Raw genomic sequence first — 18,189 nt, forward strand, 5'->3', positions numbered from 1 at the left:
CGGCATTCTACGATGCGTCGTCGCCGGCTGCCTCGCTGCACAAGCGCCACAGCGCCGAGACCTGCTCGCGCGCCTCCGCCGCCGCATCCTCGGCGACGAGACCTTCGCCCTCGTCGAGAGCGCGCTCGTGCACCAGCGCGCGCAGCTCGCGGTAGGCGGCGATGGCGCCTTCGGCAGTGTCGGCGTCAAGCACGCCGGCTTCGGCCAGCGCCTCGGTCTGGCGCCACTGATCCGGCCAATCGACCAGCGCCGGGTGCTCGTGGGCATGGCGCATGACCAGATACTGCGTGGCGAACTCCAGATCGGCGAGACCGCCGGCACCCTGCTTGATGTCCCACTTGCCGTCGCCGCTGCGATCCAGATGTTTGCGCATGCGGTCGCGCATGGCCTTGATCTCGCCAGCCAGCTCCGAGGGCTCGCGCGAGGCGCAGAGGACCTCGCGGCGCAGTGCCTCGAAGGACTCGCCGATCGCTGGGCTGCCACAGACGTGACGCGCGCGTACCAGCGCCTGATGTTCCCAGGTCCAGGCCTTGTCGCGCTGATAGTGCGCGAAGGCCTCGAAGCTGGTCACCAGCAGGCCGGAGCTGCCGCTGGGACGCAGCTGCAGGTCGACCTCATAGGCGCGGCCGGCGGCGGTCTGGGTGGATAGCCAGTGCACCAGCCGCTGCGCGAAGCGCGAGAACCAGACGGCGTTGGCGACGCTGCGCCGGCCGCCCTGGGTCTCGCCATCCTGGTCGTCGCAGTCGTGCAGGAAGACGACATCCAGATCAGAGCCGTAGCCCATCTCGATGCCACCGAGCTTGCCATAGCCGATAACGGCGAAGCCCGGCTCGGAGCCGTCGCTGTTGGCAGGCAGGCCGTACTCGGTCGCCATCTCGCGCCGCACTTCGGTCACCGTGATCTCGACGATGATCTCCGCCAGCCAGGTGAGCCGGTCACTGACCTTGGGCAGCGGCAACCCGGCGAGCCGGTCGGAAGCAGCAACGCGCAGCATGATCTCCTGGCGGTAGCGGCGCAGCAGGTTCATGCGCGCCTCGATATCGAAAGCGTCCAGTCCATCGAGGCGCCGCTGCAGCTCGGTGGCCATGGCCTCGCGGGCGGGCGGATCGTAGAGGCTGCGGCTGTCCAGCAGCTGGTCGAGCAGCATGGGCTGCTGGGCCAGAAGATGGGCAATCCATGGGCTGGCCATGCACAAAGCCAGCAGCTGGGCGCGCGCGGTGGGTGACTCGCGCAACAGACTGACGTAAGTGCCGCGCCCGGCCAAGCGCTCGATGACCTCCAGCGCACGCAACAGCGCCTTGGCCGGCGCGCCGTGCTCGGCGCTCTCGGCGAAGAGCTGGGCCAGCAGGTCGCCCAGCCGGGTTTGGGAAAGCTCGCGCATGTCGCGCACGATCTTGCTGGCACGGATGCGCTGCACGGCGTCGGCGGCACCGCGCGCGGCTTCGGGCCCCAGCAGAGTCTCGAACTGCGGCGCCGCGGCCTCGGCCGTGGCGTGCTGCTGCCAGAGCTTGTGTACAGCGCCCTCTGGACCGTCGCCGCCGCGCGTGACCTCGGGGCCAGCAAAGAGATCGTCGAAGGTGTCGACCACCGTCTCGCGGGCGCTACCGACGGCCTCCATGACCGCCTCCCAGTCACGGTCCAGCGCCGCGGCGACCGCGGCACGCTCGGCGGCGTCCTGCGGCAGGCTGTGGGTCTGGTTGTCCTGGCGCATCTGCAGCGCGTTCTCGACTTCACGCAGCAGCAGGTAGGCATTGTCCAGCGCCGCGCATTCATCCGCGGGCAGATGGCCCCCGTCGGAAATCGCTGCCAGCGCGTGCCGGAAGCTGCGGTGGCGCAGCGCCTCTTCCTGCCCGCCACGGATGAGCTGGAAGGCCTGCACGACGAACTCCAGGTCTCGGATGCCACCGCGCCCTAGCTTGACGTTGTCCTGCTGGCGACGCCGCGCGAGATCGTCGGCAATGCGCTGCTTGAGTTCGCGCAGCGACTCGATGGCCGTGTAATCGAGATAACGGCGATAGACGAAGGGCTGCAGCATGCGCATGAATCGTGCGCCGGCTTCGGCGTCGCCGGCCACCACGCGCGCCTTGATCATGGCGTAGCGTTCCCATTCGCGGCCGTGACTCTGGTAGTAGTCCTCGGCGGCTGCAAAGTGCATGGCGGCCGGCCCGGCGCTCCCGAATGGGCGCAGCGCCCAGTCGACGCGATAGCAGAAGCCTTCGGGGGTCTTCTCGGCCAGATAGCGCGTCAGCCGCTGGGTGACCTCGCCGAAATACTGCTCGTTGGCGCGCTCCTTGGCACCGTCGCAGCAACCCGGGGAGCCGTAGAAGAGCATGAGATCGACGTCGGAGGAGAAGTTCAGCTCGCGCCCGCCGAGCTTGCCCATACCGAGCACAATGCAGGGGACCTCCGCACCACCCTTGTCCCGGGGTGTTCCGTGACGTTCGCTGCACAGCCGCAGTGCGCGGGCCAGCGCCCCACCGATGCAAGCGTCAGCCAGCGCACTGGTGCGCGCCAGGCTAGCGGCGACGTCGTCGCGACGGCTGATGGCGCGCCACGCGATCAGCACCTGCTCACGGTTGCGCAGCCGCCGCAGCGCCGAAAGATAGGCCGCTTCATCGTCGCCAGCGCTTTGATCGCAATCGGCTGCAGCCGCGACCAGCGCCTCCGGTTCCGGCGGCGCGTCGAGTGCTGCGGCGAGGCGCTCGATCTCCGCCTCCGCGGCGCGCTCCAGCCAGGCGAGCGCAAAGCCGCTGGCCTGCAGCAGGCGTCGCGCGCTCGCTTCGGTCACGCCAGCGGCCTGCAGCCGGGCCAGCGCTTCGTCGATACGTTGGGATGTCTCAGCCATGACGAGCAGCATAACGGCCGCGCGCGCCGACAGCGGACACAAAAAAGCCCCGCCGTGATGGCGGGGCTCTTGGTACTGCGGTGCGGTCCGAAATGGACGCGGGAGGCTTACATCATGCCGCCCATGCCGCCCATGCCGCCCATGTCGCCCATGTCACCACCGCCGCCGGAGCCTTCCTGCTTCGGCGCCTCGGCGATCATGGCCTCGGTGGTTAGCAGCAGCGCCGACACGGAGGCCGCGTTCTGCAGCGCCAGGCGCGTCACCTTGGCCGGGTCGATGATGCCCATCTCGAGCATGTCGCCGTACTTGCCGGTGGCCGCGTTGTAGCCGTAGGAGCCCTCGTTGGCCAGCACCGCATTCATCACCACAGCCGGCTCGTCGCCGGCGTTGGCGACGATCTGCCGCATCGGCTCCTGCAGCGCGCGGCGCAGGATGGCGATGCCGGTGGTCTGGTCGTCGGTCGCACCCTTCAGCTTCTCGAGTGCCTTGGAGGCACGCACCAGGGCGACGCCGCCGCCGGGGACAATGCCTTCCTCGACTGCCGCGCGGGTGGCGTGCAGGGCGTCCTCGACGCGGGCCTTCTTCTCCTTCATCTCGACCTCGGTAGCCGCGCCGACCTTGATGACGGCAACGCCGCCGGCCAGCTTGGCGATGCGCTCGTCGAGCTTCTCGCGATCGTAGTCCGAGCTGGAGTCCTCACGCTGAGCGCGCAGCTCCTTGACACGGCTCTCGACCGCACCGGCGTCGCCGGCGCCGTCGATGATGGTGGTGTCTTCCTTGTTGATTTGCACCTTCTTGGCGCTGCCCAGATCGTCGAGGGTCACCTTCTCCAGCGACATGCCGACGTCCTCGGAGATGACGGTGCCGCCGGTGAGAGTGGCGATGTCCTTGAGCATCTCCTTGCGACGGTCGCCGAAGCCCGGCGCCTTGACGGCGGCGACCTTCAGGATGCCGCGCATGTTGTTGACGACCAGCGTCGCCAGCGCCTCGCCCTCGACGTCTTCGGAGACGATGATCAGCGGGCGGCTCTGCTTGGCGACATTCTCGAGCACCGGCAGCAGATCACGGATGTTACTGATCTTCTTCTCGGTGATGAGGATGTAGGGGTTCTCGTGCTCGACCTGCTGCGACTGGTTGTTCGTGATGAAGTAGGGCGAGAGATAGCCGCGGTCGAACTGCATGCCCTCGACGACCTCGAGCTCGTTCTCCAGACCGGAGCCTTCCTCGACCGTGATGACGCCTTCCTTGCCGACCTTGTCCATGGCCTCGGCGATGATCTCGCCCACGGCCTGATCGCTGTTGGCGGAAACGGTGCCGACCTGGGCGATGGCCTTGCGGTCGCGGCAGGGGGTGGAGAGCTTCTTGATCTCGCCGGTGATGGTCTCGACGGCCTTGTCGATGCCGCGCTTGATGTCCATCGGGTCAACGCCGGCAGCGACGGACTTCAGGCCCTCGTTGAAGATGGCCTGGGAGAGCACGGTGGCGGTGGTGGTGCCGTCACCCGCCTCGTCACTGGTCTTGCTGGCAACTTCCTTGACCAGCTGGGCGCCCATGTTCTCGAACTTGTTGGAAAGCTCGATTTCCTTGGCGACGGAGACACCGTCCTTGGTGACGGTCGGCGCGCCGAAGGACTTCTCCAGCACCACGTTGCGGCCCTTCGGGCCAAGGGTCACGCGTACGGCGTTGGCGAGGACGTTGACGCCTTCGGCCATGCGGTTGCGCGCGTCATCGGAAAACTTTACTTCTTTGGCAGCCATTGCTTTACCTCAGTGTTGATTCGTGATCGGTGTGATGGGGTCGCGGGGACCGGTCAGCCTTCGATGACGGCCAGGAGGTCGTCTTCGCGCATCACGACGAGCTCGTCGCCGTCGATCTTGACCTCGGTACCGGCGTACTTGCCGAAGAGCACCGTGTCACCCTGCTTGACGTCCGGGGCATTCACCTTGCCGTCATCGGTGCGCTTGCCGGGGCCGACTGCCACGACTTCGCCCTTGATGGGCTTCTCGGCCGCGCTATCCGGAATGACGATACCGCCGGGGGTCTTCTTCTCTTCCTCGACGCGCTTGACGACCACGCGGTCTTGCAAAGGACGCAGCTTCATTTGTAACTCCTTAAAAATTGGAACTAATCCCAGTATCTCGAGCGCTCACAGTGGGATCGCGCCAGCTATTCTGTTAGCACTCCCCCGTGATGGCTGCCAATTTGGGGCGGGAGAGCAGGCCTTTCAAGAGCCCGGGCGAAAAAAAGTTGCTGCCGCGCGCCAAAGGGTGGGGCTGCGGCCGATGTTGCGGCGCGGTAAACTCGCGCCCTTTACAGATATCGCGCTCCAGATCATGACCGAGATTCGCAAGATTGCCGTCGTCGGCAGCAACCGCATCCCCTTCTGTCGCTCCAACACGGCCTACGCCACGCGCTCAAACCAGGACATGCTGACGGCCGCCATGCAGGGCCTCGTCGACCGCACCGGCATCGCCGGCGAGCGTCTGGGCGAAGCCGCCGCCGGCGCGGTGCTCAAGCATTCGCGAGATTTCAACCTGACGCGCGAGTCGCTGCTGTCCACGACGCTTTCGCCGGATACGCCGGCCTACGACGTGCAGCAGGCCTGCGGCACCGGCCTGGAGACAGCCATCCTGGTCGGCAACAAGATCGCCCTCGGCCAGATCGAGGCCGGCATCGCCGGTGGCGTCGATACCGCCTCCGATGCACCCATCGCGGTCAACGACAAGCTGCGCAAGATCCTGCTCGAGGTCAATCGCGCCAAGACCGCCGGCGACCGCCTGAAGGCGCTGTCCAAGTTCCGCCCCTCCATGCTGGCGCCGGCCATCCCCACCAACGGCGAGCCGCGCACGCGCAAGAGTATGGGCGAGCACTGCGAGATGATGGCCAAGCACTGGAAGATCTCGCGCGAGGATCAGGACCAGCTCGCCTTCGAGTCGCACCAGAAGGCGGCGGCTGCCTATGACGAGGGCTTCTTCTCCGATCTGATCAGCCCCTACGCGGGCCTCGAGCGAGACAACAATGTCCGTGGCGACAGCACGCTGGAGAAGCTGGCGACGCTCAAGCCCGTCTTCGACCGCGAGAACGGCACGCTGACAGCGGCGAACTCCACGCCGCTGACCGACGGCGCCTCCACCGTGCTGCTGGCTTCCGAGGACTGGGCCGCGCGCCACAAGCTGGAGCCGCAGGCCTACCTCACCTTTTCGGAAACTGCGGCCGTGGACTTCGCCTCGGGCGCGGAAGGCCTGCTCATGGCACCGGCCTACGCCGTACCGCGCATGCTGGCGCGCGCCGGTCTCGATCTGCAGGACTTCGATTACTACGAGATCCACGAGGCCTTCGCCGCGCAGGTGCTGTGCACCCTGAAGGCCTGGGAGGACAAGCGCTTCTGCAAGGAGAAGCTCGGGCTCTCCAAGCCGCTGGGCGCCATCGACCGTTCCAAGCTCAACATCAAGGGTGGCTCGGTCGCCATGGGGCATCCCTTCGCCGCCACCGGCGGGCGCATCCTGGGCACGCTGTCGAAGATCCTCAATCAGGCTGGCCGCGGTCGCGGGCTGATCTCGATCTGCGCCGCCGGCGGCATGGGCGTCGTCGCCATCGTCGAGAAGTGATCCGCTTGCTTCTGCGTGGACAACCCCGCGCAGGCTAAGCTGGCGCGATGAAAGCAAGGGAGAACTGGGGCAGCCGACTGGGCTTCGTCATGGCCGCGGCCGGCTCCGCCGTCGGTCTCGGCAATATCTGGCGCTTCCCCTATACCGCCGGCGAGAATGGCGGCGGCGCCTTCCTGATCATCTATCTCGGCATCATCGCCATCTTCGGCGTGTCGGTGCTGCTCGCCGAGATCGTTCTCGGCCGCGCCACCCAGCGCAATCCGGTGGGGGCCTTCGGTCAACTCGGGGGGCGGATCTGGCGGCCAGCGGGGCTGCTGGGGGTAATCACCGGGTTCGTCATTCTCTCCTTCTACGTCGTCGTCGCCGGCTGGACACTGGCCTATCTCGGCCTGTCGCTGGCGGGCGGGCTGGACAGCACCGACCCGGACCTTCTCGGCGCGCAGTTCGTGGCGCTGTCCGGGGGCATCTGGGCGCCGCTGGCTCTGGCGGCGCTCTTCATGGCGTTGGTCGGGGCCACCGTCGGCGGCGGCATCACGCGCGGCATCGAGCGCGCCAACCGCGTGCTCATGCCGCTGCTCTTCCTGCTGCTGGTCGGGCTGGCGGTTTACGCGATGACCTTGCCGGGCGGCGGGGCCGGCGTAGCCTTCCTGCTGCAGCCGGATTTCTCGAAGATATCCGGCGCCACCTTCACCGCAGCGCTGGCACAAGCCTTTTTCTCCTTGTCCCTGGGCATGGGCTGCATGCTGACCTACGGCTCCTATCTGCGCCCGCACGAGCGGCTGGGCGTCGCCACCGGCGCCATCATCAGCCTGGACGTGGTTGCAGCGCTGCTGGCCGGTCTGGCCATCATGCCGGTGGTCTTTGCCTTCGGCGTCAGCCCGGAGGCCGGACCGGGGCTGACCTTCATCACGCTGCCGGCGGCTTTCGCGGCCATGCCGGGCGGGGCCATTGTCGGCCCGGCTTTCTTCCTGTTGCTTTCCGTGGCGGCTCTGACCTCGGCCATTTCCATCCTGGAGCCGGCCATCAGTTGGTTGACCGACGAGCACGGCTGGTCGCGTGGACGCACGGTCTGGGTCTGCGCCAGCATCTGCCTGGCGCTGGGCGTGCCCTCCTCGCTGTCGATGGGCGCAGCGCCCGGGCTGCAAATTGCCGGCATGAGCTTCTTCAACGCCATGGATTTCGCGGCCACCAATGTCATGATGCCGGTGGGTGCGCTGATTACCGCTGTCTTCGTCGGCTGGTTCTGGGGCCAGGGGGCTCTTGAGGAGTTGAGCAATACGAGTGGCGTTGCGCCCATCTGGGCACGCGGCTGGTTGCTGCTGCTGCGCTTCGTTGCGCCGCCGGCATTGGTGCTGATCCTGCTGCAGAGCACCGGGCTGATCTAGGACCCCCGGATCGGCCCGACATCAAGGGAGAGGGGCGATGAACGAATTGCTGTCCATGCTCGGCGCGATCAACAGCGTGCTGCTGTCGGTGCCGGTACTGATCGCATTGCTGATTGCTGGCGTGGCTTTCACGCTGTTCTCGGGCTTCTCGCAGTACCGCTCGTTGACGCACGGCTTCGCGCTCGTCGCCGGCCGCCACGATCTGGCCGACGACGGCAAGGGCGTGCTGAGCCATTTCCAGGCCTTGTCGGCGGCATTGTCGGCCACCGTCGGCCTGGGCAATATCGGCGGCGTGGCGATCGCTGTCTCCCTGGGCGGGCCGGGCGCGGTCTTCTGGATGTGGGTGGTCGGCCTCGTCGGCATGTCGATCAAGATGGTCGAGGTCACCCTCGCGATGCTCTATCGCGACACCAGCGACCCCGACAACCCGCACGGCGGCACGATGTACGTCTGTCGCGAAGGGCTGCGCGCGCTGTCGCCGCGTCTTGCGGGCGTCGGCGCCGTGGCCGGCAGCGTCTTCGCGGTTGCGCTGATCCTCTTCGGGCTCACCGGCGGCAATATGTTCCAGGCCTGGAACGCGGCCGAGCTGGCACGCAGCTACTTCGGTGTGCCGGGTTGGCTCTCGGGCATCGTGCTCGCCTTTCTGGTCGGGCTGGTCATCATTGGCGGCATCCGGCGCATCGGACGGGCCGCCGCGACGCTGGTGCCCTTCATGTGCCTCATCTACGTCGGCTGCGGGGTCTGGGTGCTGCTCGCCAATGCCGAGGAGCTGCCACGGCTGCTGAGCCTGATCGTGACCTCGGCCTTCTCGCCGGCAGAGGCCAGCGGCGCCTTCACCGGTGCGGCGGTCGGCACCGCCTTTCTGCTCGGCATGCGGCGGGCGCTGTTCTCCTCGGAGGCGGGCATGGGCTCCGCACCCATTGCCCACGCCGCCGTGAAGACGCGCAAGCCGGCCAGTGAGGGCGTTGTCGCGGGCCTGGAGCCCTTCATCGACACCATCGTGGTCTGCACGATCACGGCGCTGGTGATTCTCTCCAGTGGGGTCTGGGAGCGCGGGCCGGTTGCCGAGTTGGCGGCGAGTCCGGATTTCGTAGAGACCGCGGAGGGCCAGTGGCAGCCCGAGCTGGCGCAGCTGCCGGACGCGGAAGGCCTTGATGCAGGCGATCAGGTCTTCATGCTGGTACGCGCCGGCTCCGACTCGGAGCTGGAACGCGTCTACGCCGAAGTCGGCCCCAACGGCGCTCTGAACTGGCAGACGATCGATAGCGCCGAGGCGCCGCGCGCCGAAGGGCCGGGACTCTACGAGGATCTGCCGGCTGCCGCTCTGACTGCGGCCGCCTTCGACAGCGCGGCGGCTGGTCTGGGGCAGTGGATGGTGACCGCCGCGGTCTGGCTGTTCGCGCTCTCGACGATGATCACCTGGAGCTACTACGCGGAGCAGGGTGTGGTCTATCTTTTCGGCGACAAGCCGGTGATGACCTATCGCTTGCTCTGGTGTCTGCTTATCGTCGTGGCGACTGTAGGCGTCGTACGTACCGACGCGCAGTTGGACACGCTGAGCACCGTCGCCATCGGCTTCATGCTTATCGTTAACCTGCCGCTGATGGTTCTGCTCGCGCACAAGGCCCTCGCGGCCCAGCGCGAATACTTCGAGCAACTGCGCGACGGCGGCTGACGGCAGCCGCCGCCGTCGAGGACGAAAGCCAATGACGGAAAGCGTCGAGGCCCACCGCGCGCAGCCACGCGCCGGCGTGCTGCTGGTCAACCTGGGCACGCCGGATGCGCCTACCGCGCCGGCAATTCGCCGCTACCTGCGCGAATTCCTGTCTGACCGGAGAATCGTGGATCTGCCCCGGGCGCTGTGGTGGCCCATCCTCAACGGCATCATCCTGCCGCTGCGGCCGCGCCGGCTGGCGAAGAGCTACGCTAGTGTCTGGCTGGAGGAAGGGGCGCCTCTACTCGTGCACACCCGCGAGCTCGCCGAAGGCGTAGCACGCGAGCTGGTGACCGCGGGATTGGACGGCGTGCCAGTCTTCCATGCCATGCGTTACGGCAATCCCTCCATCGCCTCGGCGATCGCGCAGGCGCGCGAGCAGTCCGTGCGCCGGCTGGTCGTGATTCCCCTCTACCCACAATACTCGGGGACGACGACGGCTTCGGTCATGGACGGCGTCTTCTCTGCCCTTTCGGCGGAGCGCTGGATGCCCGAGCTGCGCAGCGTGCACGCCTATCACGACGACCCAGCCTTTATCCACGCCCTGGCCGACTCGGTGCAGGCGCACTGGCTGCAGCACGGACGCGGCGATCACCTACTGATGAGCTTTCACGGCATCCCGCAGCGCTACTTCGACGCCGGTGACCCCTATCACTGCCACTGCCACAAGACAGCGCGCCTGCTGGCCGAAGCGCTCGCGCTGGGGGAAGACGACTACAGCGTCTGCTTCCAGTCCCGCTTCGGGCGTGAGCCCTGGCTGCAGCCTTATGCGGACGAGCGCATTGATGCGCTGGCCGCGCGCGGTGTCAGACAGCTCGACGCCATTTGCCCCGGATTCGCCGCAGACTGTCTGGAGACGCTGGAGGAAATGGCGCAGCAGTACGCTGAGCAGTTCCAGGCCGCCGGTGGCAAGGCACTGCGCTACGTGCCCGCCCTGAACGCACAGCCCGAACACTGCGCGACGATCGCGCAGCTGGCCGCGCGTCAACTCGCCGGCTGGCAGCCGACTGCGATCGACAGCGAACTTATCGCAGAGCGGGTCCAACGCCTGCCCACCTCCGGCGGCTGAGGGCTGCGTCGCACGGAGCCTCCCGCAAGCCGCCCTCGGCGAAACAAAAAAAAGAAGCCCCACGACCTCAGGTCGTGGGGCTTCTCTTATTTATGCAGCGTGGACGGGGCCGAAGCCCCGTCCAAAGAGCGGGCTTAGTTGCCGCTCATCGCACGGACCTCGACGCGGCGGTTCAGCAACCGGCCCTTGTCCGTCTCGTTGCTGGCGATCGGATCCGACTCGCCGGCGCTGCTGGTGCTGATGCGCGCGGCACCCACACCCTTCTCGACCAGGTAGTCACGAACCACAGTGGCTCGACGCTCGCCGAGACGCTTGTTGTAAGCGTCGGTGCCGATGCTGTCGGTGTGCCCCTCAAGATCGACGCGCAGCTCACTGTCTTCTGCGATCAGCTGCTGGATCTCTGCGGCTGTCTTGTCGAGCGTGCTCTTGGCGTAGTCGGTAAGCGTCGCCTTGTCGAAGCCGAAGTTGATGTCCTCGAACTTGCGGTCGATGGATACATCCATCGGGCAGCCGACCTCGTCGACCCGCACGCCGGCGGCAGTGCCGGGGCACTCATCCTTGTAGTCCGGAACGCCATCAGCGTCCGAGTCAATCGGGCAGCCGCGGGCATTCACACGCACGCCCTGCGGCGTGCCGGGGCATTCGTCCATGTTGTCCGGAACGCCGTCGCCGTCGGAGTCACTGACCTCGCGGCGCGGCTCCGGCGTGTCGGCCGCCGCGGCCACCGGGATCGAGCGTACCAGCGGGAAGAGCACACCCACGCGCAGAATGGCCTCGTTGGCGGAACTCTTTGCAGTGCCGATAGCTGCCGCCGGCAAGCCATCCGTGTAACGGTAGGCGAACTCACCGCGCAAACCGAAGTTGACGGAGGGGTAGCTGAAGACGCCGAGCGTAACTTCGCCGAAGGCACGACGACGATTCTCGTCGGGCGGGTCCAGCTCGTTGTTGGCCAGACCGCCGCCGAGGCCGACGTAGGGCTCGATGAGGCCGCCGCGGTTGAAGGCGTAGAGGCCGCCAATCTTCAGGTTCAAGCTCTCGCCATCGCGGTCGACGCCGTCTTCTTCGCCGAAGCGGCTGAAGTCCGCGGCGATCTCGCCCGCTAGATTCGGCGTGAAGAAGTAACCGCCGGAAATATGGATGCCGTGACCTTCCTCGTTCGGCCGGTCATTGCTGTCGAAGGTGTGTTGATAAGAAAGCGACGAGAAAGCCTTGACCGTCCCGCCTTCCTGAGCAGTCGCCACCTGAGTTCCCATCAGCATGGCGGCTGTGCCGACTATGAATGCGAGTTTTCTGCTCACGATCGTTATGCTCCCTGTGGTCTGCTGCGCAGCCTAGTTGAATTGAAAAATGAAAACGTCCTGCCCGGACATTTCCGCCGTTTTACTATATCAGCTGTCGTTTTACCAGCGATGACGCTGATCATGCCTAACATGCCTAATAGGCCATGAGCTGGCTGAGCCGCTCCTGAACCCCCCAAGGAACTCTTTACGATGTCTCTATTCTCGGATGTGGGCGCTTTCGCGCTCAAGCTGTTGCTTTTCCTCGCTCTGATCGGCGCTTTCATCGCGCTGATCTCGCGCCTGACGCGCTCGCAGCAGGAGGAGCAGCCCGCGCCGCTGGAGATTCATCCGCTGAACGAGCGCCTGCGCGAGCGCGCGGATCGCCTCCGCCTCGCCGTTACGCCGGCAACGCAGCGCAAAAGCGTCATCAAGGCGCTGAAGCGCCAGCGCAAGGACGAGAACAAAGCACCCGCCGGTCAAAAGACCCGACCGCGCGGCTTCGTGCTCGATTTCGAGGGTGATATCCGCGCCTCGGCAGTGAGCTCCCTGCGCGAAGAGATCAGCGCGCTGCTGCAGGTGGCCGACAGCGGCGACGAGATCATTCTGCGCCTGGAGAGCCCAGGCGGCATGGTTCACAGCTACGGCCTGGCCGCCTCGCAGCTCGCGCGCATCCGCAAGCGCGGCATCCGCCTTACCGTGGCTGTCGACAAGGTGGCGGCCAGCGGCGGCTACATGATGGCCTGCGTGGCCGATCGCATCATCGCCGCCCCCTTCGCCGTCATCGGTTCCATCGGCGTGGTCATGCAACTGCCCAACTTCCATCGCCTGCTGAAAAACAAGGAGATCGACTACGAGTTGCTCACCGCCGGCGAGCACAAGCGTACTTTGACGGTCTTCGGCGAGAACACCGATGCCGCGCGCAGCAAGGCGCTGGAAGAGCTGGAGGACACGCATGCTCTATTCAAGGAATTCATTCACAGCTATCGCCCGCAGCTCGACCTGGAGGCGGTCGCCAGCGGCGAGCACTGGTTCGGAACGCGTGCGGCCGAACGCCAGCTGGTGGACGAGCTGATGACCAGCGACGACTATCTGCTGCAGCGCATGGGCAGCCACGACCTGTTCCGCATCAGCCTCCGCCAGCCCAAGCCGCTGATGCAGCGCCTCGCCGAGCGCATGCAGATGCGCCTGCGGCCGCTGTGGCAGGCTCTTGGACAGCATCACTGAAGATTGCGGGGCTTTCCGCGAACGAATTGATATTGGCGCGGTCTTCCGTGCCATGCGGAGCCGCCGCTCCGCCCCACCCAGAAACGACACAAGGTTCTCGATGCGAGCAAACCACGCTAGCGCCAGCCCGGCGCCCCGCTTCATCTCCCTGAGCGCCGCTCTCCTAGCACTGGCTTCGCTGCTGGCCAGCCCCGCCGCACCGGCGACGCCGTTGCTTGCCGCCGACAAGCCGACTCTGGCCCCCATGCTCGAGGAAGTGCTGCCGGCGGTCGTAAACATCAAGATCAAGGCACGGCAGCAGCGGATGGACGAAAACCCGCTGATGCAGGACCCCTTCTTCCGGCGCTTCTTCGGCCTGCCGGATGAGCCGCAGCCAAGGCAGCGTCAGGCGCAGCCGGTAGGCTCCGGCGTCATCGTCGACAACGAGGCGGGCCTGGTTCTGACCAATCACCACGTCATCGCCAAGGCAGACGAGATCATCGTCAATCTCTCCAGCGGCCGCGATCTCGAGGCTGAGCTGGTGGGCAGCGACCCCGAAACCGACATCGCCGTGCTGCGCATCGACGCCAGCGGGTTGCCGGCGTTGCCGGTGGCCGACTCCGACGTGCTGCGCGTCGGCGACTTCGTGCTCGCCATCGGCAACCCCTTCGGCCTAGGCCAGACGGTGACCTCCGGCATCGTCAGCGCACTCGGACGCATGACCGGCACCGAGGGCTACCAGAACTTCATCCAGACCGACGCCGCCATCAACCCCGGCAACTCGGGCGGCGCGCTGATCAATCTCGACGGCGAACTGGTCGGCATCAACAGCCAAATCCTGTCGCGTACCGGCGGCAACATCGGCATCGGCTTCGCCATTCCCACCAATCTCGCGCGCACCGTCATGGAGCAACTCGTCGAGCACGGCGATGTCCAGCGCGGGCGCATCGGCATCGTCGGGCAAACGCTGACCCCCGAGCTGGCGCAGGCCTTCGAGGTCGACGACGGCGTGGTGATCAGCAAGGTCATGGAAGACTCGCCGGCCCAGAAGGCCGGCTTGAAGGCCGAGGACATCATCGTCGAGGCCGATGGCAAGGCCGTCGACGACATGCTCCAGCTACGCAATCACATCGGCCTCAAGCGCATCGGCGAGAAGGTCAAGCTCACGGTGCTGCGCGACGGCAAGCGGCGCAAAGTAACGGTCGAGATCGGCAACGACGAGCAAGCCGAATCCGGCGGCGATGCGCTGCACCCCCGCCTGGAAGGCGCACGCCTCGGCCCCATCGCCGAGGATCATCCGCTCTCCGGCCGCGCCGAAGGCGTGCAGGTGCTGGAAATCGAGCGCGGTAGCCCGGCGGCATCGGCCGGGCTGCGTCCCGGCGACATCATCATGGCGGCCAACCGGCAGCCAGTGCGTTCGGTGAACGATCTGGGCAGCATCGCCGAGGGCAGCGAGCAGCTGCTGCTGCATGTTCGCCGCGGCAATGGCGCTCTCTTCGTGCTGCTGCAATAGGGGCTTTGCAATGCATGGCGCCGGCGTCGTTATACTCGGCGCCATGCATCGGGAGCGGCCATGATGGATGAGGAGTTCAGTCAGCTCGAAGAGCGTGTGCACCAGCTACTAGGCGCCTACCGGCAAGCCAAGAGCGAGCAGCATCGCGCAGAAGCCGAGCGCGATCGGCTGCTCGAAACCAATCGCGAGCTGCGCGAGCGCATCGAGCGCATCGTTGCCCGCATCCGTGCGCTCGAGCTGGAGCAGAGCGATGGCTGACAACAGCATCACCATAACCGTGCGCATCATGGGCCGCGAATACACCGTCGCCTGCCCGCCCGACCAGCACGAGCTGCTGGTAGCTTCGGCCGAGATGCTCAATGAGCGCATGAGCACCATCCGCAAACGCGGCAAGGCTCTGGGTACCGAGCGCATCGCCGTCATGGCTGCACTCAATCTGGCGCGCGAACTGATGGAGAACGGCGGCTCCGGCGAGGACGCCGAGAGCCGCAAGGCGGCTGCCGAGCGCGTGCGCCAGCTGCGGCTGGACATCGACAGCACCATGGCGCGCAACGACTGAGCGCGCCAGCTGCTAAGGTGTGAATCGTGTCTCCTGCGGTGTTCGTGGTTCGCCCAGCAACCCTTGAGCCTATTTTTAAACCCAGGGAGCTGATGTCGTTTCTGGCGTGCAAGCCCGCCCCGCAGCGGGAAGCCCGATGATCCGTCTAGGCACCCACTTGAGACGCTAGTCTCAAGGTTCCAGGCGAATGACGGCACAGGCGGGAGACACCCCCGATTCCCAGCGCGCGCGGCTCAGAAGACAGGCGCGCGCGGCGCGGCGCAAACTCTCGCCAGCCGAAAAGCGCGCGGCCTCCGAATCCGCCGCACGTAGCGCGATCCGATTGATCCGTCTGCGGCAAGCCCGGCGCGTCGCCGCCTATATCCACCACGCTAGCGAGTTATCCACAGCCCCGCTGCTGTGTGCGGCGGCGCGCGAGGACGTGTCCATGCATCTTCCCGTCATCGCTTCCGATGGGCGCATGCTATTCCGACACTGGCTAGGCGGCCCGCTGCGAGCCGGTGCCTATGGCATCCCGCGACCGGCGGACGGCCCGGCTGTATTCCGCGGCGCGCTGGATATCGTCTTCCTGCCGCTGGTGGGTTTCGACGCCTTCGGTACGCGCCTGGGCGCCGGCGGTGGCTACTATGATCGCTGGCTCGCGGGGCGCCGCGGCCGCCGTCCGCTGCTCTGCGGCTATGCTTTCGGAGTACAGGAATTCCCCGAGCTGCCGCGTGCCGCCTGGGATGTGCCCATCGACGCCGTCATCACCGAGCGCGGTTTCCGCCGCCTCCCCGCCCGCAACTGAGCACGAGAACTCACATGGCCTACTGGCTGATGAAATCCGAGCCCGACGCCTTTTCCATCGACGATCTGCGCAACCGCCCGAAGCAGACCGAGCCCTGGGACGGCATCCGCAACTACCAGGCACGCAACTTCATGCGCGACCGCATGGAGGTCGGTGATCAGGCCTTCTTCTACCATTCCAACTGCGCCGAGCCCGGCATCGTCGGCGTGATGGAGATCGCCTCGACGCCCTACCCGGACCCAGGCCAGTTCGATCCGGACAGCAAGTACTTCGACCCCAAGGCAACGCCCGAGCAGCCGCGCTGGCAGCTCGTCGATGTGCGCTATATCCGGCATCTGAAGCGCAACATCGCGCTGTCCGAACTGCGCGAACATGCGGAAGGGCCGCTTGCCGGTATGAAGCTGCTGGCCAAGGGCAATCGCTTGTCGATCATGCCGGTGGCTGAGGAGCACTGGGAGTTCATTCTATCGCTGGAGTAGCGACCGACAGGTCGGTACCGATGGACCGGCATGGTTCATGAATGACCGTTGGCGACGGCGGTTCCGCGCTCTGAAACCCCAGCTACCGGACCAGCGCCTGAAGAAGGCGCTCACAAAGGAACCCTCTCCACTCAAAAGCAGTCAGCTGATCGCAAAGGCGACGAGCACGTAGCTTCCGTGAGCAAAGCACTCGCCCGCGCACGCTGGTGGCGTCAATCCGTCCCCAAGAACAACCCATAAGCCGCATTCCCACTCTCCTCCCACCACGGATACCCCGTGGCCTTGAGCCGCGCGCGGCAGGCGCGGATCTGGCCGCGCGGCACCTGCAGGCCGAGCAGCACGCGGCCGTGCGCGGAGCCATGGTTGCGGTAGTGGAAGAGTGAGACATTCCAGCGCGTGCCGAGCTTGTTGAGAAAGGTCAGCAGCGCCCCCGGACGCTCGGGAAACTCGACACGGAACAGGCGCTCATCGGCCAAGCCGGGCGCGCGACCGCCGACCATGTAACGGATATGGATCTTGGCCATTTCGTCGTTGGTCAGATCGACCACCGCATAGTCCTTGCCACGCAGCTGCTCGACAAGCTCGGCGGCTTCGTCCAGGCCGCCCGCCACGCGCACACCCACGAAGATATGCGCGGCCTGACTGTCGGCATAGCGGTAGTTGAACTCGGTGATGGCGTGGCGACCGAGATCCCGACAGAAAGTCCGAAAGGCGCCGGGGCGCTCGGGGATGGTCACCGCCAGCAGCGCTTCATTGTGGTCGCCCAGCTCGGCGCGCTCGGCAATGTGGCGCAGACGGTCGAAGTTGACGTTGGCGCCGGACACGATCGCGCCCAGCCGCTTGTCGCGCGCGCCGGTTTCCAGCGCCCAGCGCTTGGCGCCGGCCACGGCCAGCGCGCCGGCCGGCTCTGGCACGCTGCGATTCTCGTAGAAGACGTCGCGCACCGCCGCACAGATCTCGTCGATGCTGACGGTCAGCATCGCGTCGACGCAAGCGCGCGCCACGCGGAAAGGCTCCTTGCCGGCCTGACGCACGGCGACACCGTCGGCGAACAGTCCAACCTGCGGCAGGATCACACGTCGGCCGGCAGCCAGCGCGCGGCCCATGCAGTCGGAATCCTCCGGTTCTACGCCGATGACCTTGGTAGTCGGCGATACGGCCTTGATATAGGCCGCCACACCGGCCAGCAGGCCGCCGCCACCAACACAGACGAAGATTACATCCAGCGGCTTCTCGCCGGCTTCCGCCAACTGCTCGACGATCTCGCGCGCAATCGTGCCCTGACCGGCGATGACCAGCGGATCGTCGTAAGGCGGGATATAGGTCGCGCCGCGCTCCTCCACGATCTTGGCGGCGTGCGCGGAGGCCTCGTCGTAGGCGTCGCCGTGCAGCACCACCTTGCCGCCGAAGCCGCGCACGGCATCCACCTTGATCTGCGGCGTCGTGCGCGGCATGACGATCCAGGCCGTACAACCCAGCGTGCGCGCAGCCAGTGCGACCCCCTGGGCGTGATTGCCGGCCGAGGCGCAGACGACGCCCTTGGCGCGCTCGGCTTCGGAAAGCTGCGCGATGCGGTTGAAGGCGCCGCGCAACTTGAAGGAATGCACCGGCTGCAGATCCTCGCGCTTGAGCAGCAGCTTGTTGCCGATGCGCGCGGACAGCCGTGGCGCCGGCGACAGCGGCGTGCGGATGGCGACGTCATAAACGCGCGCCGCCTCGATGCGGCGCTTGTAGCGCGCGATCAGCG

The 18,189-nt window shown here is 66.5% G+C and carries 14 protein-coding genes, 1 other RNA gene and 1 pseudogene; 11 read left to right on the forward strand and 5 right to left on the reverse strand.

Annotated elements, in window-relative coordinates; translation table 11 throughout:
• Positions 1-7: 7 nt before the first annotated feature.
• The 3 genes from glnE to groES form a co-directional block, all read right to left on the reverse strand.
• On the reverse strand, positions 8-2,845 hold the full coding sequence (gene glnE / locus U743_RS11865) for a bifunctional [glutamate--ammonia ligase]-adenylyl-L-tyrosine phosphorylase/[glutamate--ammonia-ligase] adenylyltransferase (RefSeq protein WP_198022019.1): 2,838 nt from the start codon (positions 2,843-2,845) through the stop codon (positions 8-10).
• A gap of 107 nt (positions 2,846-2,952) precedes the next feature.
• The gene (gene groL, locus U743_RS11870; protein ID WP_043768570.1) at positions 2,953-4,602 is read right to left on the reverse strand and encodes a chaperonin GroEL; all 1,650 of its coding nucleotides are present in this window, start codon (positions 4,600-4,602) and stop codon (positions 2,953-2,955) included.
• A 53-nt stretch (positions 4,603-4,655) separates the two neighbouring features.
• Positions 4,656-4,946 (reverse strand): co-chaperone GroES, encoded by a 291-nt coding sequence (gene groES, locus U743_RS11875; protein WP_043768571.1) that lies wholly within the window; start codon positions 4,944-4,946, stop codon positions 4,656-4,658.
• Between the two features lie 232 nt (positions 4,947-5,178).
• On the opposite strand from groES, the gene U743_RS11880 reads away from it, so the two are divergent.
• From U743_RS11880 to hemH, 4 genes are read left to right on the forward strand one after another with little or no spacing between them, the layout of a single operon-like run.
• Positions 5,179-6,453 (forward strand): acetyl-CoA C-acetyltransferase, encoded by a 1,275-nt coding sequence (locus U743_RS11880; protein ID WP_052368435.1) that lies wholly within the window; start codon positions 5,179-5,181, stop codon positions 6,451-6,453.
• A 47-nt stretch (positions 6,454-6,500) separates the two neighbouring features.
• Positions 6,501-7,838, forward strand: a complete 1,338-nt coding sequence (locus U743_RS11885; protein ID WP_043768573.1) for a sodium-dependent transporter — start codon at positions 6,501-6,503, stop codon at positions 7,836-7,838.
• 37 nt (positions 7,839-7,875) lie between these two features.
• On the forward strand, positions 7,876-9,513 hold the full coding sequence (locus U743_RS18170) for an alanine/glycine:cation symporter family protein (RefSeq protein ID WP_052368044.1): 1,638 nt from the start codon (positions 7,876-7,878) through the stop codon (positions 9,511-9,513).
• A 31-nt stretch (positions 9,514-9,544) separates the two neighbouring features.
• On the forward strand, positions 9,545-10,621 hold the full coding sequence (gene hemH, locus U743_RS11895; RefSeq protein WP_043768575.1) for a ferrochelatase: 1,077 nt from the start codon (positions 9,545-9,547) through the stop codon (positions 10,619-10,621).
• Between the two features lie 134 nt (positions 10,622-10,755).
• Here the strand turns inward: hemH and U743_RS18175 are convergent, their stop codons facing one another.
• Positions 10,756-11,919, reverse strand: a complete 1,164-nt coding sequence (locus tag U743_RS18175; protein ID WP_156966422.1) for an OmpA family protein — start codon at positions 11,917-11,919, stop codon at positions 10,756-10,758.
• 192 nt (positions 11,920-12,111) lie between these two features.
• Here U743_RS18175 and sohB point away from each other — a divergent pair, with 192 nt between their 5' ends.
• From sohB to U743_RS11930, 7 genes and pseudogenes are all read left to right on the forward strand, one after another.
• Complete coding sequence (gene sohB, locus U743_RS11905) at positions 12,112-13,125, forward strand: protease SohB (protein WP_043768576.1); 1,014 nt, start codon at positions 12,112-12,114, stop codon at positions 13,123-13,125.
• 142 nt (positions 13,126-13,267) lie between these two features.
• Entirely contained in the window at positions 13,268-14,617 is a 1,350-nt protein-coding gene (locus U743_RS11910) for a DegQ family serine endoprotease (protein WP_043772028.1), read from the forward strand.
• Positions 14,618-14,677: 60 nt separating this feature from the next.
• On the forward strand, positions 14,678-14,875 hold the full coding sequence (locus U743_RS11915; RefSeq protein WP_043768578.1) for a hypothetical protein: 198 nt from the start codon (positions 14,678-14,680) through the stop codon (positions 14,873-14,875).
• Positions 14,868-15,176: a cell division protein ZapA gene (locus U743_RS11920; RefSeq protein ID WP_043768579.1), complete on the forward strand. Its 309-nt coding sequence runs from the start codon at positions 14,868-14,870 to the stop codon at positions 15,174-15,176. Before U743_RS11915 ends, U743_RS11920 begins: the two co-directional genes overlap by 8 nt.
• A gap of 27 nt (positions 15,177-15,203) precedes the next feature.
• A non-coding RNA gene (gene ssrS, locus U743_RS18815) (6S RNA) lies at positions 15,204-15,386 on the forward strand.
• A 73-nt stretch (positions 15,387-15,459) separates the two neighbouring features.
• A pseudogene (locus U743_RS19315) lies at positions 15,460-15,963 on the forward strand (5-formyltetrahydrofolate cyclo-ligase); the annotation flags it as partial.
• Positions 15,964-15,977: 14 nt separating this feature from the next.
• A complete protein-coding gene (locus tag U743_RS11930) occupies positions 15,978-16,442 on the forward strand; it encodes an EVE domain-containing protein (RefSeq protein ID WP_043768583.1) in 465 nt (154 codons plus the stop codon).
• A 212-nt stretch (positions 16,443-16,654) separates the two neighbouring features.
• Here the strand turns inward: U743_RS11930 and ilvA are convergent, their stop codons facing one another.
• Positions 16,655-18,187: a threonine ammonia-lyase, biosynthetic gene (gene ilvA / locus U743_RS11935; RefSeq protein WP_043772030.1), complete on the reverse strand. Its 1,533-nt coding sequence runs from the start codon at positions 18,185-18,187 to the stop codon at positions 16,655-16,657.
• Positions 18,188-18,189: the final 2 nt, after the last annotated feature.

Source organism: Algiphilus aromaticivorans DG1253 (genome assembly GCF_000733765.1).
GTDB classification, from domain to species: Bacteria; Pseudomonadota; Gammaproteobacteria; order Nevskiales; family Nevskiaceae; genus Algiphilus; species Algiphilus aromaticivorans.

What these genes read in the sequence shown, in the direction of transcription:
- glnE (WP_198022019.1), bottom strand. Translation starts at nt 2,845, where the DNA reads ATGGCTGAGACATCCCAACGTATCGACGAAGCGCTGGCCCGGCTGCAG.
- groL (WP_043768570.1), bottom strand. Translation starts at nt 4,602, where the DNA reads ATGGCTGCCAAAGAAGTAAAGTTTTCCGATGACGCGCGCAACCGCATG.
- groES (WP_043768571.1), bottom strand. Translation starts at nt 4,946, where the DNA reads ATGAAGCTGCGTCCTTTGCAAGACCGCGTGGTCGTCAAGCGCGTCGAG.
- U743_RS11880 (WP_052368435.1), top strand. Translation starts at nt 5,179, where the DNA reads ATGACCGAGATTCGCAAGATTGCCGTCGTCGGCAGCAACCGCATCCCC.
- U743_RS11885 (WP_043768573.1), top strand. Translation starts at nt 6,501, where the DNA reads ATGAAAGCAAGGGAGAACTGGGGCAGCCGACTGGGCTTCGTCATGGCC.
- U743_RS18170 (WP_052368044.1), top strand. Translation starts at nt 7,876, where the DNA reads ATGAACGAATTGCTGTCCATGCTCGGCGCGATCAACAGCGTGCTGCTG.
- hemH (WP_043768575.1), top strand. Translation starts at nt 9,545, where the DNA reads ATGACGGAAAGCGTCGAGGCCCACCGCGCGCAGCCACGCGCCGGCGTG.
- sohB (WP_043768576.1), top strand. Translation starts at nt 12,112, where the DNA reads ATGTCTCTATTCTCGGATGTGGGCGCTTTCGCGCTCAAGCTGTTGCTT.
- U743_RS11915 (WP_043768578.1), top strand. Translation starts at nt 14,678, where the DNA reads ATGATGGATGAGGAGTTCAGTCAGCTCGAAGAGCGTGTGCACCAGCTA.
- U743_RS11920 (WP_043768579.1), top strand. Translation starts at nt 14,868, where the DNA reads ATGGCTGACAACAGCATCACCATAACCGTGCGCATCATGGGCCGCGAA.
- U743_RS11930 (WP_043768583.1), top strand. Translation starts at nt 15,978, where the DNA reads ATGGCCTACTGGCTGATGAAATCCGAGCCCGACGCCTTTTCCATCGAC.